This window comes from Streptomyces sp. NPDC054796 (assembly GCF_053611545.1).
In genome coordinates, this window is record NZ_JBSHAO010000071.1 from 1 (window position 1) to 15,947 (window position 15,947).

The following is a 15,947-nucleotide window of genomic DNA, read 5'->3' on the forward strand; positions in this document are numbered from 1 at the left end:
CCGTTGCGGGCCGCGGTGCGTCCGGAGCGGGTGCCGTTGTCGTTCGCGCAGCAGCGGCTGTGGTTCCTGGCCCAACTCGAAGGACCCAGCCCCACGTATAACATTCCCACCCCGATCCGCATGCATGGTGTGGACGGTGCGGTGCTGGAAGAGGCGTTACGTGATGTGATCGTGCGGCACGAATCGCTGCGGACGGTCTTCCCGAGCGCCGACGGCCAGCCCTACCAGCACATCCTCGACCCCGACGAGCTCACATGGGACCTGGAAGTGTCCCAGGCCGCGCCCGAGGATCTTGCGGACGCCGTGGCCCGTGCGTCGCAGTACGCGTTCGACCTGTCGGCGGAGTTGCCGATCAAGGCATGGCTGTTCCAGGCCGGGCCCGACGAGCAGACGCTGTTGGTCGTCATGCACCACATCGCCTCTGACGGTTGGTCGCGGGGTCCGCTCGCTCGGGATGTCTCGACTGCTTATGAGGCGCGGCTGCGGGGTGAGGCTCCGGTGTGGGAGCCGCTGCTGGTGCAGTATGCCGATTACGCGGTGTGGCAGCGGGAGCTGCTGGGCGAAGAATCCGACCCGGACAGTCTGTTGTCGCAGCAGGTGGAGTTCTGGCGGCGGGCGTTGGCCGGTGCTCCGGAGGAGTTATCGCTGCCGAGCGACCGGCCGCGTCCGGTGGTGGCCAGCCACGTTGGTCATCGGGTGCCGGTGCGGATACCCGTCGAGGTGCATCAGCGGATGGTGGAGCTGGCCCGTGCCGAGGGCGTGACGGTGTTCATGGTGGCGCAGGCGGCCCTGGCCGTGACCCTGTCCCGACTCGGAGCGGGAACGGACATCCCGATCGGCTCACCCATCGCAGGGCGCACGGATGAGGCACTGGACGACCTGGTCGGGCTGTTCATCAACACGCTCGTCATCCGCAGCGACCTCTCCGGCGACCCGGAGTTCCGGCAGACCCTGGCACGGGTGCGAGAGGCGAGCCTGGGGGCGTTCGCGCACCAGGACATGCCGTTCGAGCGTCTCGTCGAGGAACTGACACCGTCCCGCTCCCTGGCCCGCCACCCCCTGTTCCAGGTCTTCCTCACCCTTGAGAACACCGCCGAGACCCGGCTCGCACTGCCCGGCGCCCACGTTCGGTCCGGGGAGTCGGCGGTGGGTGACGTGGCCACGGCGGTGTCGAAGTTCGACCTTGAGATGTCGTTGTCGGAGGTGGTTGACGAGGAGGGGCGTCCGGCGGGGCTGCGGGGTGCGCTGGTGGCGTCGGCGGATGTGTTCGAGGCGGAGACGGCCGAGCGGATGGCGGTGTGGTTCGGCCGCGTACTGGAGTCGGTGACCGCGTCTCCTGGGTTGCGGCTGCGTCAGGTGGACGTGGTCGGTTCGCGCGAGCGCGATGTGGTGGTGCGGCAGTGGAATGACACGGCTGCCGATGTGGTGGATGTGTCTGTGCTGGAGTTGTTTGAGCGGCGGGTGGCCGAGGCTCCGGGTGCGGCTGCGGTGGTGTTTGAGGGTGTGGGGCTGTCGTACGGCGAGTTGGATGTGGCGGCGAATCGGTTGGCGAATTGGCTTCGTGGCCGGGGTGTGGGCCGTGAGTCGGTGGTGGGGCTGGCCCTGCCTCGTGGCCCGGAGATGGTGGTGGGGGTTGTGGGTGTGTGGAAGGCCGGGGCGGCGTATCTGCCGGTCGATGCGGCGCTGCCGCCCGAGCGGGTGGAGTTCATGCTCGCCGACGCCGGGGTCGGGATGGTCGTTGGTGTGGAGGAGCTGGCCAGCTCTGCCGATTCATCGGAGACGGCACCGCAGGTGGCTGTGGACCCGGCTTCGCTGGCGTATGTGATCTTCACGTCGGGTTCGACGGGGCGGCCGAAGGGTGTGGGTATCTCGCACGCTTCGGTGGTGAATTTGGTGTCGGTGTTTGTTCCGGTGATGGGTGCGGGGCCGGGTGTGGGGGTGTTGCAGTTCGCCTCGTTCAGCTTCGATGCCTCTGTGTTGGACGTGTGTGTGGCGTTGTCGTCGGGTGCGGCGTTGTGGATTGCGAGTGAGGGGCAGCGTCGGGAGCCGGGGCGGCTTGCGGAGTTGGTGGGTGTGGGGGCGGCGAGTGTGGTGCCGTCGTTGCTGGAGGTGCTGGATCCGCAGGATCTGGCACTGGTCGGGACGTTGTTGGTGGGTGCGGAGGCGGTCAGCGAGAGTGTGGCGCGCACCTGGTCGGGTGGGCGTCGGCTGGTGAACACGTATGGTCCGACTGAGGCGACGGTGATGGTGGCTGCCGAGACGGTTGATGCCGGTCGTCCGGGTGCGGTGCCCTTCGGTCGCCCGATCGCCAACACCCGCCTGTTCGTGCTCGACGACACCCTTCAGCCGATGCCCGTCGGAGTGGCGGGCGAGCTGTATGTGGCCGGTGCCGGTTTGGCGCGCGGCTATGTGGGTCGTCCGGGGTTGACGGGTGAGCGGTTCGTGGCCTGCCCCTTCGGCTCCGGTGGTGAGCGGATGTACCGGACGGGGGACCTGGCGAAGTGGACGTCGGACGGTCAGTTGCTCTTTGTCGGGCGAGTGGATGAGCAGGTGAAGGTGCGCGGGTTCCGTATCGAGCCGGGTGAGATCGAGGCCGCCCTGCTCACCCACCCGCATGTGACGCAGGCTGCGGTGATCGCCCGCGAGGATGCGCTGATGGCCTATGTGGTTCCCGACGGCCGGGAGCCGGAAGGACTGCGGGAACTGGTCGCCTCGCGGCTGCCGGAGTACATGGTGCCCGCCGCCTTCGTCACGCTTCCGGAGTTGCCGCTGACGGCCAACGGGAAGCTGGACCGCCGTGCTCTGCCCGCTCCGGAGTACGTCACCGGAGCCGGGCGGGCCCCGGCCACCGTGCAGGAAGAGATCCTCTGCGCCGCCTTCGCCGACGTGCTCGGTGTGGCCGTGGTCGGGGTCGATGACAACTTCTTCCAACTCGGCGGCCACTCCCTCCTCGCCGTCCAACTCGTGGAAAAGCTGCGCACCCGGGGTGTGTCGGTGTCGGTGCGGGCGTTGTTCGAGGCGCCCACGCCGGCCCAGCTGGCGGCGTCGACCGGTGCCGGGTCCGTGGAGGTGCCGGAGAACCTGATTCCCGACGGCGCGGATCGGATCACCCCGGACATGCTGCCGCTGGCGGAGCTGGACCAGGAGGAGATCGACCGGGTCGCGGCGTCAGTCGAGGGCGGGGCGGCGAACGTCGCCGACATCTACCCGCTGGCGCCGTTGCAGGAAGGGCTCCTCTTCCATCACCTCCTGGCAGGCGCCGGCGAAGACGTCTACGTCGCCACCTTCGGCGTGGAGTTCGACTCCCGCGCCCGGCTGGACATATTCGCGCGAGCGTTGCAGCAGGTGGTGGACCGGCACGACATCTACCGCACAGGCATCGCCTGGGAGGGCTTGCGCGAGCCCGTGCAGGTGGTGTGGCGACACGTGGACTTGCCGATCGTCGCGCACGAGATCGACCGCGACTCCGCACAGCGGACGGGGTGGGTGGAATCCCTTGTCGCCCTGGCGGGCTCGGCGATGGACCTGGGCCGGGCCCCGTTGATGGACCTGCACACGGCGCAGGCACCCGAGGGCCGCTGGCTGGCCGTCGTGCGAATGCATCACATGGTGCAGGACCACGTCGGCATGGACGTGCTGTTGGACGAGCTGCGGGCGGTGTTGTCCGGCGCGGCCGACGAGCTGGCCCCCGCGCTGCCGTTCCGCAACTTCGTCGCGCAGACGCGGGCGGTGCCGCGCGAGGAGCACGGGCGTTTCTTTGCCGACCTCCTGGGGGATGTGACGGAGCCGACCGCCCCCTACGGCCTGCTGGACGTGCGCGGCGACGGCAGCGGGATCGTCGAGGCGGGCGTGCCGCTGACCGAGGGGCTCACCGACGAGCTGCGGCGAGTGGCGCGCGAGCTGGGTGTCAGCACCGCGACCATCCTGCACGTGGCCTGGGCGCGGGTGCTTGCCACTCTGTCCGGCCGGGACGACGTGGTGTTCGGCACCGTGCTCTTCGGCCGGATGAACGCGGGCGCGGGCGCCGACCGAGTGCTCGGCCCGTTCATCAACATGCTGCCGGTGCGGGTGCGGACCGACGAGGTCGGGGTGCGCGCCGCGGTCGAGGCGATGCGGGACCAACTGGCGGCCCTGCTGGAGCACGAGCACGCCTCGTTGGCGACCGCGCAGCAGGCCAGCGGCATCGCCGACAACACCCCCCTGTTCACGTCGCTCTTCAACTACCGTCACATCACGGGCCCGTCCCAGACCGCGACCGGCGAACAGCGGGACGAGCGGAGGCCGGTAGAGGGGGCCCGCACCGTCTTCGGCGAGGACCGGACGAACTATCCGGTAGGAGTGTCCGTCAACGACCGGGGCACGGGCGGGCTGAGCCTCAGCGTGGAGACCCCCGACGCCCACGACCCGCAGGCACTGGGGCGCCTGATGTGCACCGCGACGGAGAACCTCGTCGACGCGCTCACCGATGTCGTGAACGGCGGCCCGGACGTCTCGCTGGGCGCTGTGGATGTGCTCGGCGTGGACGAGCGCGAGTTGTTGGTGTCCGGGTGGAATGACACGGCCGCCGATGTGCCGGATGTGTCGCTGGTGGAGTTGTTCGAGGACCGGGTGGCCGCAGACCCGGGCGCGGTGGCGGTGGTGTTCGAGGGTGTGGAGCTGTCGTACGGGGAGTTGGACGCGGCGGCGAATCGACTCACGCACCACCTGCGGAGTCAGGGTGTGACCCAGGAGTCGGTAGTGGGGGTGTGCCTGCCGCGCGGTGTGGAGATGGTGACCGCGGTCCTCGGGGTGTTGAAGGCCGGTGGCGCGTATCTGCCGGTGGATCCGGAGTACCCGGCCGAGCGGATCGCGCTGCTGCTGCGGGATGCCGCGCCGGTCGTGGTGCTGGACGACCCCGAGGCCGTGGCCCGATGGTCGGCCGCTGACGGACCCGGCACGGCGCCTTCGACAGCCGGTGTCGTACCGCACCCGCACCTGCATCCACATCCGCACCCGCACAGCGCGGCCTATGTGATCTATACGTCCGGTTCGACAGGCCGGCCGAAGGGTGTGCTGGTGTCGCACCAGGCCATCGCCAACCACCTGCTGCGGATGCGCGACCGGTTCGGTTTTGGCCCCGGCGACCGGGTGCTGCACAAGACACCGATCGTCTTCGACGTGGCGGTGTGGGAGCTGCTGGGCACATTGATCTCCGGGGCGACACTGGTGGTCGCCCGTCCCGGCGGACACCAGGACCCCGACTACCTGGCGGACGTCATCCGCGACGAGTGCGTCACCGTGGTGGACTTCGTGCCCTCGATGCTGGACGCGTTCCTGCTGTCCGACCCGGGGGAGCTGCCCAGTCTGCGATACGTGGGGACCGGTGGCGAGGCGCTGTCGCTGCCCACACAGCAGCGCCTCTTCGCGGCGATGGACGGGGTGGAGCTGTTCCACCTGTACGGGCCGACCGAGACGGCGGTCGACGTCACCGTCTGGGCGTGTGATCCGGCCCAGGAGGAAGGCACGGTGCCCATCGGGGCACCGGCGGCCAACACCCGGGCCTACGTCCTGGACGCCGCGCTGCGGCCGGTGCCGCCGGACGTCAGCGGGGAGCTGTACGTCTCGGGGGTCCAGCTCGCCCGTGGTTACGTCGGCCGCCCGTCGCTCACCGCGGAACGCTTCGTGGCCTGCCCCTTCGGCCCGGGGTCCGGGGAGCGCATGTACCGGACCGGGGACCTGGCGAAGTGGACGTCGGACGGGCAGTTGGTGTTCGCCGGCCGTGCGGATGAGCAGGTGAAGGTACGCGGGTTCCGTATCGAGCCGGGTGAGATCGAGGCCGCGCTGCTGGCCCACCCGGACGTCACGCAGACCGTGGTGATCGCCCGCGAGGACACCTCCGGGGACAAGCGTCTGGTCGCCTACGTGGTCTCCGGCCGTGACGAGCTCGACGTCGAAGCCCTGCGGGTGCTCGTGGCCGGGCGGCTGCCGGAGTACATGGTGCCGACCGCGTTCGTCACGCTTCCGGAGCTGCCGCTCACGGTCAACGGCAAGCTCGACCACAAGGCACTGCCCGCACCGGCCCACGCCGCAGGGGCGCACTCCTCAGCGCCCCACTCCACAGGGGCGGGGCGCGGTCCGGCCACCGCCCAGGAGGAGATCCTGTGCGCGGCCTTCGCCGACGTCCTCGGTGTGGAGTCCGTGGGCGTCGACGACAACTTCTTCCAGCTCGGCGGCCATTCGCTGCTCGCCGTCCGGCTGGTCTCGCGAGTCCGCACCGTGCTCGACGTCGAACTGCCCCTGCGCGCACTGTTCGATGCGCCGACGGTGGCCGGTCTGGCAGCGCACCTTGCCGGCACCACCGGGCAGGCGCGTACCCCGCTGCGTGCCGGGGTGCGTCCTGAGCGGGTGCCGTTGTCGTTCGCGCAGCGGCGCCTGTGGTTCCTCGACCAGTTGGAAGGACCGAGCCCCACATACAACATTCCCGTACTGGTCCCGTTGAACGGCGTGGACGCCGGGGTGCTGGAACTCGCCTTCCGGGACGTGCTCGCCCGCCACGAGTCACTGCGGACGACCTTCCCCACGGTGGACGGCGAGCCGTACCAGCACATCCTCGACCCGCAGGACATGGACTGGGAGCTCCAGGTCCTTCAGGTGGAGTCCGGCGAGCTGGCCGGTCTGGTCGAGGAGGCGGAGCGGCACGCATTCGACCTGTCGGCCGAACTGCCCATCAGGGCATGGCTGTTCCAGACCGGCGCGGACGCAGCGGACGCAGCGGACGCGGCGGACGAACAGGTCCTCGTGATCGTCATGCATCACTCCGCCAGCGACGGCTGGTCGACGGTGCCGCTCGCCCGGGACCTGTCGACGGCCTACGCCGCCCGGCTGGAGGGCACCCGCCCCGACTGGGAGCCGCTGCCGGTGCAGTACGCCGACTACGCACTCTGGCAGCAGGAGCTGCTGGGCGACGAGTCGGACCCGGAGAGCCTCCTGTCGCGGCAGGTGGAGTACTGGCGGCGGACGCTCGCCGGAGCCCCCGAGGAGGTGTCGCTGCCGACCGACCGGCCGCGCCCGGCGGTCGCCAGCCACCAGGGGCACCGGACGCCGTTGCGGATACCGGCCGAGGTGCACCAGCGCATGGCGGACCTCGCCCGGGCCGAGGGCGTGACGACGTTCATGATTCTTCAGGCCGCGCTGGCGGTGACCCTCTCACGGCTCGGCGCGGGCACCGATGTCACGATCGGCTCCGGTGTGGCCGGTCGCACCGACGCGGCGTTGGACGACCTGGTCGGGGCGTTCGTCGACACACTGGTGATCCGCACCGACCTCTCCGGAGATCCGGACTTCCGGCAGGTGCTGGGCCGGGTGCGGGAGGCGAGCCTGGGTGCCCTCGCGCACCAGGACGTACCGTTCGAACGCCTCGTGGAGGCACTGGCACCGGCCCGCTCCCTGGCACGGTACCCCCTGTTCCAGGTGGCCCTGACACTCCAGAACCTGGAGCAGGCGCGGCTGCGCCTGCCCGGCGTGCGGACGGGAGCGGCAGCCGCGGGCATCGCGGACGCGGTGACCGTGCCCGTCAAGTGCGACGTGGACGTGATGATCGGCGAGACCTACGACGAGCACGGCCGCCCGGCCGGGCTGGTCGGGTCGGTGACCGGGGCGAAGGACCTGTTCGACGCCGCTTCGGTGGAGGCCGTCGCCGAACGGTGGAACCGGGTGCTGACGCTGGTGACGGCGGCCCCGGACACCCGGCTGCTCGCCGTGGACGTGCTCGGCGCCGACGAGCGCACCCTTCTGCTCAGCGGCTGGAACGACACCGCGACTCCGGCCCCGGCCCCCGCCCCCGCCCCGACGGTCGTGGACCTGTTCGCCCGACGAGTCGCTGCGGCTCCGGAGGATGTGGCGGTCGTCGGCGACGGTGTCGAGCTGTCGTACGGGCAGCTCGACGCGGCGGCCAATCGCCTGGCGCGCCATCTGCGCGATCTGGGCATCGGCCGCGAGTCGGTCGTGGCCCTGGGCCTGCCGCGCGGTGCCGAGCTGGTGACGGCGATCCTGGCCGTGTGGAAGGCCGGGGCGGCGTATCTGCCGGTCGACGTGGCGCTGCCCGTCGAGCGGCTGGCCTACCTGCTGGACGACAGCCGCGCCCAGCTCATCGTCGGCACCCAGGACACGCTCGGCGACCTCCCGGTCGGGCGCGTGCGCATGGTCGCGATCGACGACCCGATGACCACCATGCTCGTGGAGGGCCGCGCGGACATACCGCCATCGCCCGAGGTGGAGCAGGATCCGGCGGGGCTGGCATACGTCGTCTACACGTCAGGGTCGACGGGGACGCCGAAGGGCGTCGCGCTCACCCACCACGGGGCCGTGAACCTGGCGACGGCACAGATCCGGCGGTTCGCGGTGGAACCGGGGTCGCGCGTGTTGCAGTTCGCCTCGATCGGCTTCGACGCGGCGACCTCCGAGGTGCTGATGGCGCTGTGCTCGGGCGCCGCGCTGGTCGTGGCCCCGGCCGAGGAGCTGGTTCCCGGTGCGGGGCTGGCCGAGGTGGTGGCCCGGCACGGCGTGACGCACGTGACGCTGCCGCCCGCCGTTCTCGCCGTGCTCGGAGCCGAAGACCTCGGCTCGGTGACCACGCTGGTGTCGGCCGGCGACGCCCTGGACGCGCCGCTGGTGGAGCGCTGGGCTGCGGACCGGCGGTTGATCAACGCGTACGGGCCGACGGAGATCACGGTGTGTGCGTCGATGTCCCAGCCGCTCACGGCCGACGACGAGCCCGTGATCGGGGCGCCGATGGCCAACACGCGTGTGTTCGTGCTCGACTCCGGGCTTCAGCCAGTGCCGGTGGGCGTGGCCGGTGAGCTGTACGTGGCCGGTGCGGGGGTGGCACGCGGCTATGTGGGTCGTGCGTCGTTGACGGGTGAGCGGTTCGTGGCCTGCCCGTTCGGCCCGGATGCCGGGGAGCGGATGTACCGGACCGGGGACCTGGTCAAGTGGACGCCCGACGGGCAGTTGGTGTTCGTCGGCCGCGTGGACGAGCAGGTCAAGATACGCGGGTTCCGCATCGAGCCCGGCGAGATCGAGTCCCTGCTGTCGTCCCATCCGAACGTCGCTCGGGCCGCGGTGCTGGCACGTGAGGACGTTCCGGGCGACAAGCGTCTGGTCGCCTACGTGGTGACGGGTTCGGATGTGGCAGAGCTGCGGGAGCTGGCCGAGAGCCGGCTGCCGGACTACATGGTCCCGGCCGCCTTCGTACCCCTGGACGAGTTGCCGTTGACGGCCAACGGCAAGCTCGACCGCCGTGCTCTGCCCGCCCCGGAATACGTCACCGGAGCCGGGCGGGCCCCGGCCACCATCCAGGAGGAGATCCTGTGCGCGGTGTTCGCCGACATTCTCGGTTTGGGGTCGGTCGGGGTCGATGACAACTTCTTCCAGCTCGGCGGTCACTCCCTCCTCGCCGTCCAACTCGTGGAAAAGCTGCGTACCCGGGGTGTGTCGGTGTCGGTGCGGGCGTTGTTCGAGGCGCCGACGCCGGCCCAGTTGGCGGTGTCGACCGGTGCCGGGTCCGTGGAGGTGCCGGAGAACCTGATCCCGGAGTGTGCGGATCGGATCACGCCGGAGATGTTGCCGCTGGTGGAGCTGGATCAGGAGGAGATCGATCGGGTCGTGGCGTCGGTCGAGGGCGGGGCGGCGAATGTCGCCGACATCTATCCGCTGGCGCCGTTGCAGGAAGGGCTCCTCTTCCATCACCTCCTGGCAGGCGCGGGCGAAGACGTCTACGTTGCCACCTTCGGCGTGGAGTTCGACTCCCGCGCCCGGCTGGACGTGTTCGCGCACGCCCTGGAGCAGGTGGCGAACCGGCACGACATCTACCGCACGGGCGTGGTGTGGGAAGGGTTGCGCGAGCCCGTGCAGGTGGTGTGGCGGCACGTGGCGCTGCCCGTCGTCGAGCACGTCCTCACGTTCGACTCCGCCGAGCCGAGGCGACGGATGGAGCCCCTGGTCGCCGTAGCGGGGTCGGTGATGGATCTGCGTCACGCGCCGTTGATGGACCTGCACGTGGCCGAGGCGACGGAGGGCCGCTGGCTCGGGCTGGTGCGGATGCACCACATGTTGCAGGACCACATGGGCATGGACGTCGTACAGCAGGAGCTCCGCGCGCTGCTGTCCGGCCAGACCCAGGACCTGGCACCGGCGCTGCCGTTCCGTAACTTCGTCGCGCAGACGCGGGCGGTGCCGCGCGAGGAACACGGGCGTTTCTTTAACGACCTCCTGGGGGATGTGACCGAGCCGACCGCACCTTACGGGGTAGTGGACGTACGCGACGTCGGAGGCCGTTTCGTCGACGCGGGCGCGCCCGTTCCCGACGATGTCGTGGACGGCCTGCGGCGAGTGGCGCGGGAACTCGGGGTCAGTCCGGCCACGGTGTTGCACGTGGCCTGGGCCAGGGTGCTGGCGGTGTTGTCCGGACGCGGCGACGTGGTGTTCGGAACAGTGCTGCTGGGGCGCATGAACGCCGGTGCCGGTGCCGACCGGGTGGTGGGTCCGTTCATCAACACCCTCCCGGTGCGCGTACCGACCGGGAAGGTGGGGGTGCGGGCCGCCATCGAGAAGATGCGGGACCAACTGGCGGCCCTGCTGGAGCACGAGCACGCCCCGCTCGCGATCGCGCAGCGCGCCAGCGGCATAGAGCCCAGCACGCCGCTGTTCACCTCCCTGCTCAACTACCGGCAGATCACCGACCCGGAGGAGGGCACTGCCGGACGGCAGCAGGTGGAAGGCATCCGGACCGTCTTCGGAGAAGAGCGGTCCCACTACCCGCTGTCGGTGTCCGTCAACGACCGCGGGCCAGGAGGTCTGAGCGTGCTCGCGCAGACCTCCGACGTGTTCGATCCACACGCGGTCAGCAAGCTGCTGTGCACCACGCTGGAAAAGGTGGTCGACGCGCTCACCGACGCCCTGAACGGGGGCCCGGACACAGCCCTGTGCGCCATGGATGTGCTGGATGCTGCTGAGCGTGAGCGGGTGGTGGTGGAGTGGAACGACACCGCCTCGGATGTGGCCGACGCGTCGGTGCCGGAGATGTTCGAGCGACGGGTCCAGGCCGCTCCGGACGCCACGGTGATCCGGCAGGAAGGCGTCGCGCTGACGTATGCGGAGTTGGACGCGCGCGTGGAGCGGTTGGCAGGTGTGCTGGCCGGGCTGGGCGTGGGCCCTGGTTCGGTCGTGGGGTTGTGTCTGCCGCGGAGCGTGGACGCCGTGGCAGGCGTCCTGGCGGTGTGGCGGGTGGGAGCCGCGTACCTGCCGATCGATCCGGCCACGCCGGCCGAGCGAGTCGGGTTCGTACTGACCGACAGCCAGGCGGTGACGTTGCTCAGTACCGCGGACATTCTCGACTCTCTGCCCGTGGCGAGGATGCCCGTGATCGCGGTCGACGACCTTGACACGGCGCTCGTGGCCATGAGGGACCTCGTGCCGGTGTCGCCCCGTGCCGCCGAGCTGGCGTACGTGATGTACACGTCCGGCTCGACGGGGCGGCCGAAGGGTGTGGCGGTCACGCACGAGGCGCTGGCCAACTACGTGGCCTGGGCGGCCGAGACGTACGACGTGGGGCGCGGCGGAGCGGTGCTGTACTCGTCTCTGGCGTTCGACCTGACGGTGACCAGCCTGCTGGTGCCGCTCGTCGCCGGCGCGGCGATCTCGGTGAGCGAGGACGGCGGGGTCGAAGGGCTGGCCGAGATACTGCGCTCCGGCGACGGGTTCGACCTGGTGAAGGTTGTACCGGCACACCTTCCGATGCTGGCCGAGCTGCTGCCGGCCGACCGGCTGCGGAACGCCGCACGCCGCTGGGTGGTGGGCGGGGAGGCACTCGCCGGTGGTGAGGTGTCCCGTTGGCTGTCGGTGGCGCCGGAGTCGGTGGTGGTCAATGAGTACGGTCCCACGGAGACGGTGGTCGGCTGCTCGATCCACGAGGTCCGGGCCGGGCAGCCGGTCGGCGACACGGTGCCGATCGGGAGGCCGATCGCCAACACGCGCCTGTACGTGCTGGATGAGGGGCTGGCGCCGGTACCGATCGGGTCCCCAGGGGAGCTCTACGTCGCGGGAGCGGGCCTGGCGCGCGGCTACGTGGGCCGCCCGTCGATGACCGGTGAGCGGTATGTGGCGTGCCCGTTCGGTCTCGCGGGGGAGCGGATGTACCGGACCGGGGACCTGGCCAGGTGGAGTGCCGAGGGCGAGCTGGAGTTCCTGGGACGCGCCGACGAACAGGTCAAGATCCGCGGGTACCGCATCGAACCGGGCGAGATCGAAGCCGCCCTGCACTCGCATCCCGGCGTGGCCAGGGCGGCGGTCGTCGCGCGCGAGTACGACGCGGGCGACACCCGGCTGGTGGCCTACATCGTCCCCTCCGACGGTGACACCACCTCCGTCGACGCCGACGACCTGCGGGAGTTCGCCGGACGGCAGATACCGGACTACATGGTGCCGACGGCCGTGGTGCCGTTGCCGGAGTTACCGCTGACGGCCAACGGCAAGCTCGACCGCAAGGCGCTCCCCGCGCCCGACTTCGCGGCCGACGCCGGTGCCGGGCGCCAGGCGGCGACCGTCGAGGAGGAGATTCTCTGCGGGGCCTTCGCCGAGGTGCTGGGGATCGAGACCGTGGGAGTGGACGAGAGCTTCTTCGAGCTCGGCGGGCACTCCCTGCTCGGCGTCCGGCTCATCTCGCGTATCCGCGCCCTGCTGGACCGCGAACTGGCACTGTCCGTCCTCTTCGACAGGCCGACGGTCGCCGGGATCGCGGCCTCGTTCGCCGAGGACGGCGCGAACGGCGCGGACGGCGCGGACGAGGTGCGGCTGCCGCTGACCGTGCGCGCACGTCCGGACCGGGTACCGCTGTCGTTCGCCCAGCGGCGGCTGTGGTTCCTCGGCCAGTTGGAGGGCCCCAACCCCACCTACAACATGCCCACACCGATCCGCCTGAGCGGCAGTGTGGACGCCGAGGCGCTGGACGCGGCGCTGCGGGACGTCGTCGCCCGTCACGAATCCCTGCGGACGATGTTCCCGGTCGCGGACGACGAGCCGTACCAGCACATCCTGGATGCGCGGGACCTGGACTGGAGGTTGCAGGTCCGTCAGGTCGAGCACGGCGAACTCGCGGACGCCGCGGACCGGGCGTCACGGTATCCGTTCAACCTGTCGAGCGAGCTGCCGATCCGGGCGTGGCTGTTCCAGGACGGGCGGGACGAACAGGTGCTCCTGATCGTCGTGCACCACATTGCTGGCGACGGGTGGTCGATGGGGCCGCTGGCGCGGGACCTGTCTGCCGCGTACGCGGCGCGGCTGCGCGGTGAGGCTCCGGCGTTCGAGCCGCTGCCGGTGCAGTACGCCGACTACGCGTTGTGGCAGCGAGAGTTGCTCGGCGAGGAGTCGGACCCCGACAGCCTGCTCTCGGCGCAGGTCGACTACTGGCGGCAGACGCTGGCCGGTGCTCCGGAGGAGCTGACGCTGCCCACGGACCGGCGCCGCCCAGCGGTGTCCGGTCACAGCGGGCATCAGGTGCCGCTGCGCATACCGGCCGAGGTGCATCGGGAACTGGTCGAGCTGGCGCGGGCCGAGGGCGTGACGACCTTCATGGTCCTTCAGGCGGCGCTGGCCGTGACCCTGTCGCGGCTCGGCGCAGGCAGCGACATCCTCGTCGGATCGGCGGTCGCGGGACGCACCGACGAGGCGCTGGACGAGCTGGTCGGGTTCTTCGTCAACAGCTTGGTGATCCGCACGGACCTGTCCGGGGACCCCGAGTTCCGACGGGTGCTGGGCCGGGTGCGGGAGGCCGGACTCGGCGGGTTGGCCCACCAGGACGTGCCGTTCGAGCGGCTGGTGGAGGAACTGGCACCGTCCCGCTCGATGGCACGGCACCCGCTGTTCCAGGTGATGCTGACCGTGCAGAACGTCGAACGTGCCGCGCTGGAACTGCCCGGGGCCCGCGTCGCGGCGACTGAGCCGACGGTGGGTGGCGCGGCCACGGTACCGGCGAAGTTCGATCTCGACCTGTCACTGGCTGAGGTCTTCGACGACGAAGGGCGGCCGTGCGGGCTCCGTGGCGGACTGACCGCGTCTGCGGACCTGTTCGACGCCGCGACGGCCGGGCGCATGGCCGAGTGGTTCGGCCAGGTGCTGGAGCAGGTGGTGGTGGCTCCGGGGGTGCGGCTGTCTGCGGTGGATGTGCTGGGTGTGGGGGAGCGGGATCGGGTGTTGGTGGAGTGGAACGACACCGTGGTGGAGACGGTGGGGGCGTCGTCGGTGGTGGAGTTGTTTGAGCGACGGGTGACCGCGGATCCGGGTGCGGTGGCGGTGGTGTTCGAGGGCGTGGAGCTGTCCTACGGCGAGTTGGGGGCGGCGGCGGATCGGCTGGCGAGCTGGCTGCGTGGTCGGGGTGTGGGGTGTGAGTCGGTGGTGGGGTTGCGGTTGTCTCGGGGTGTGGAGATGGTGGTGGGGATTTTGGGGGTGTGGAAGGCGGGGGCGGCGTATCTGCCGGTGGATGGTGCGTTGCCGGTCGAACGGGTGGAGTTCATGCTCGCCGACGCCGGGGTGGATGTGGTGGTGGATTCGGGCGACTTGGAGGGGTTGTCGGAGGCCCCGGAGACACCCTTGGGGGTGGTGGTGGATCCGTTGGGGTTGGCGTATGTGATCTATACGTCGGGTTCGACGGGGGTGCCGAAGGGTGTGGCGGTGACGCACGGGTCGTTGGCGAACTATGTCTCGTCGGTGTCTGAGCGGTTGGGGTGGACGGTTCCGGGGGCGCGGTATGCGTTGTTGCAGGCGCAGGTGACGGACCTGGGCAACACGGTGGTGTTCACCAGCCTGGCGACCGGGGGTGAGTTGCATGTGCTGGATGAGGAGGCGGTCACTGACCCGGAGGAGGTTGCCAGGTATGTGACCGAGCAGAACATCGACGCGTTGAAGGTGGTGCCGTCGCATCTGCGGGCGTTGACGTCCGTGGCGGGCATCGAGCCTCTGCTGCCGGGTCGCTCTCTCGTGCTGGGTGGCGAGGCCGGGTCGCCGGGCTGGGTTCAGGAGCTGGTGGAGACGGCCGCGGCTGGCGGCCGGCGCGTGTTCAACCACTATGGTCCGACGGAGACGACGGTCGGTGTTGCCACCGTGGAGCTGACTCCGGAGTTGGTGGCTGGTGGGGTGGTGCCGGTCGGTACCCCGATCGCCAACATCCGCATGTACGTCCTGGACGATGCGCTCGCTCCTGTTCCTACGGGTGTCGTCGGTGAGCTGTACGTTGCCGGTGCGGGGCTGGCGCGTGGCTATGTGGGCCGTCCAGGGCTGACGGGCGAACGCTTCGTGGCCTGCCCCTTCGGCGCCGGTGAGCGGATGTATCGCACCGGGGACCTGGTGAAGTGGACGTGCGATGGGCAGTTGGTGTTCGCCGGGCGTGCGGATGAGCAAGTGAAGATCCGTGGCTTCCGTATCGAGCCCGGTGAGATCGAAGCCGCTCTGCTGACCCACCCGGACGTGCTCCAGGCGGCGGTCGTCGCCCGCGAGGACACCACCGGTGACAAGCGCCTGGTCGCCTACGTCGTGCCGATCAATGGCGAAGAGGTGCAGGGCCTGCGGGAGTTCGTCGGGGCGCGGCTGCCCGATCACATGGTCCCGGCTGCCGTCGTCTCGTTGCCGGAGTTGCCGCTGACGGCCAACGGCAAGCTCGACCGCAAGGCGCTGCCCGCCCCCGAGTACGCCACCGGCACGGGGCGCGCCCCGGCCACACCAGTGGAAGTGACCCTGTGTGGGGCGTTCGCCGAGATTCTGGGCCTGGAGTCCGTCGGCGTCGACGACAGCTTCTTCGAACTCGGTGGGCATTCCCTGCTGGCCGTCCGCCTGGCGTCCCGTATCCGCGTCGCCCTCGGAGTGGAGCTGTCGCTGCGTTCGCTGTTCGAGGCACCGACCGTCGCCGGGTTGGCCCCCCG

At 70.4% G+C, this 15,947-nt stretch carries 1 protein-coding gene (running past one end of the window); it reads left to right on the forward strand.

The features are described 5' to 3' along the window. The first annotated feature begins 15 nt into the window (after positions 1-15). On the forward strand, positions 16-15,947 hold the 5' portion of the coding sequence (locus ACWGJ2_RS35750; protein WP_453350528.1) for a non-ribosomal peptide synthase/polyketide synthase. It continues 6,583 nt past the right edge of the window; only the first 15,932 of its 22,515 coding nucleotides appear in the window; the start codon lies at positions 16-18; the stop codon falls past the right edge of the window.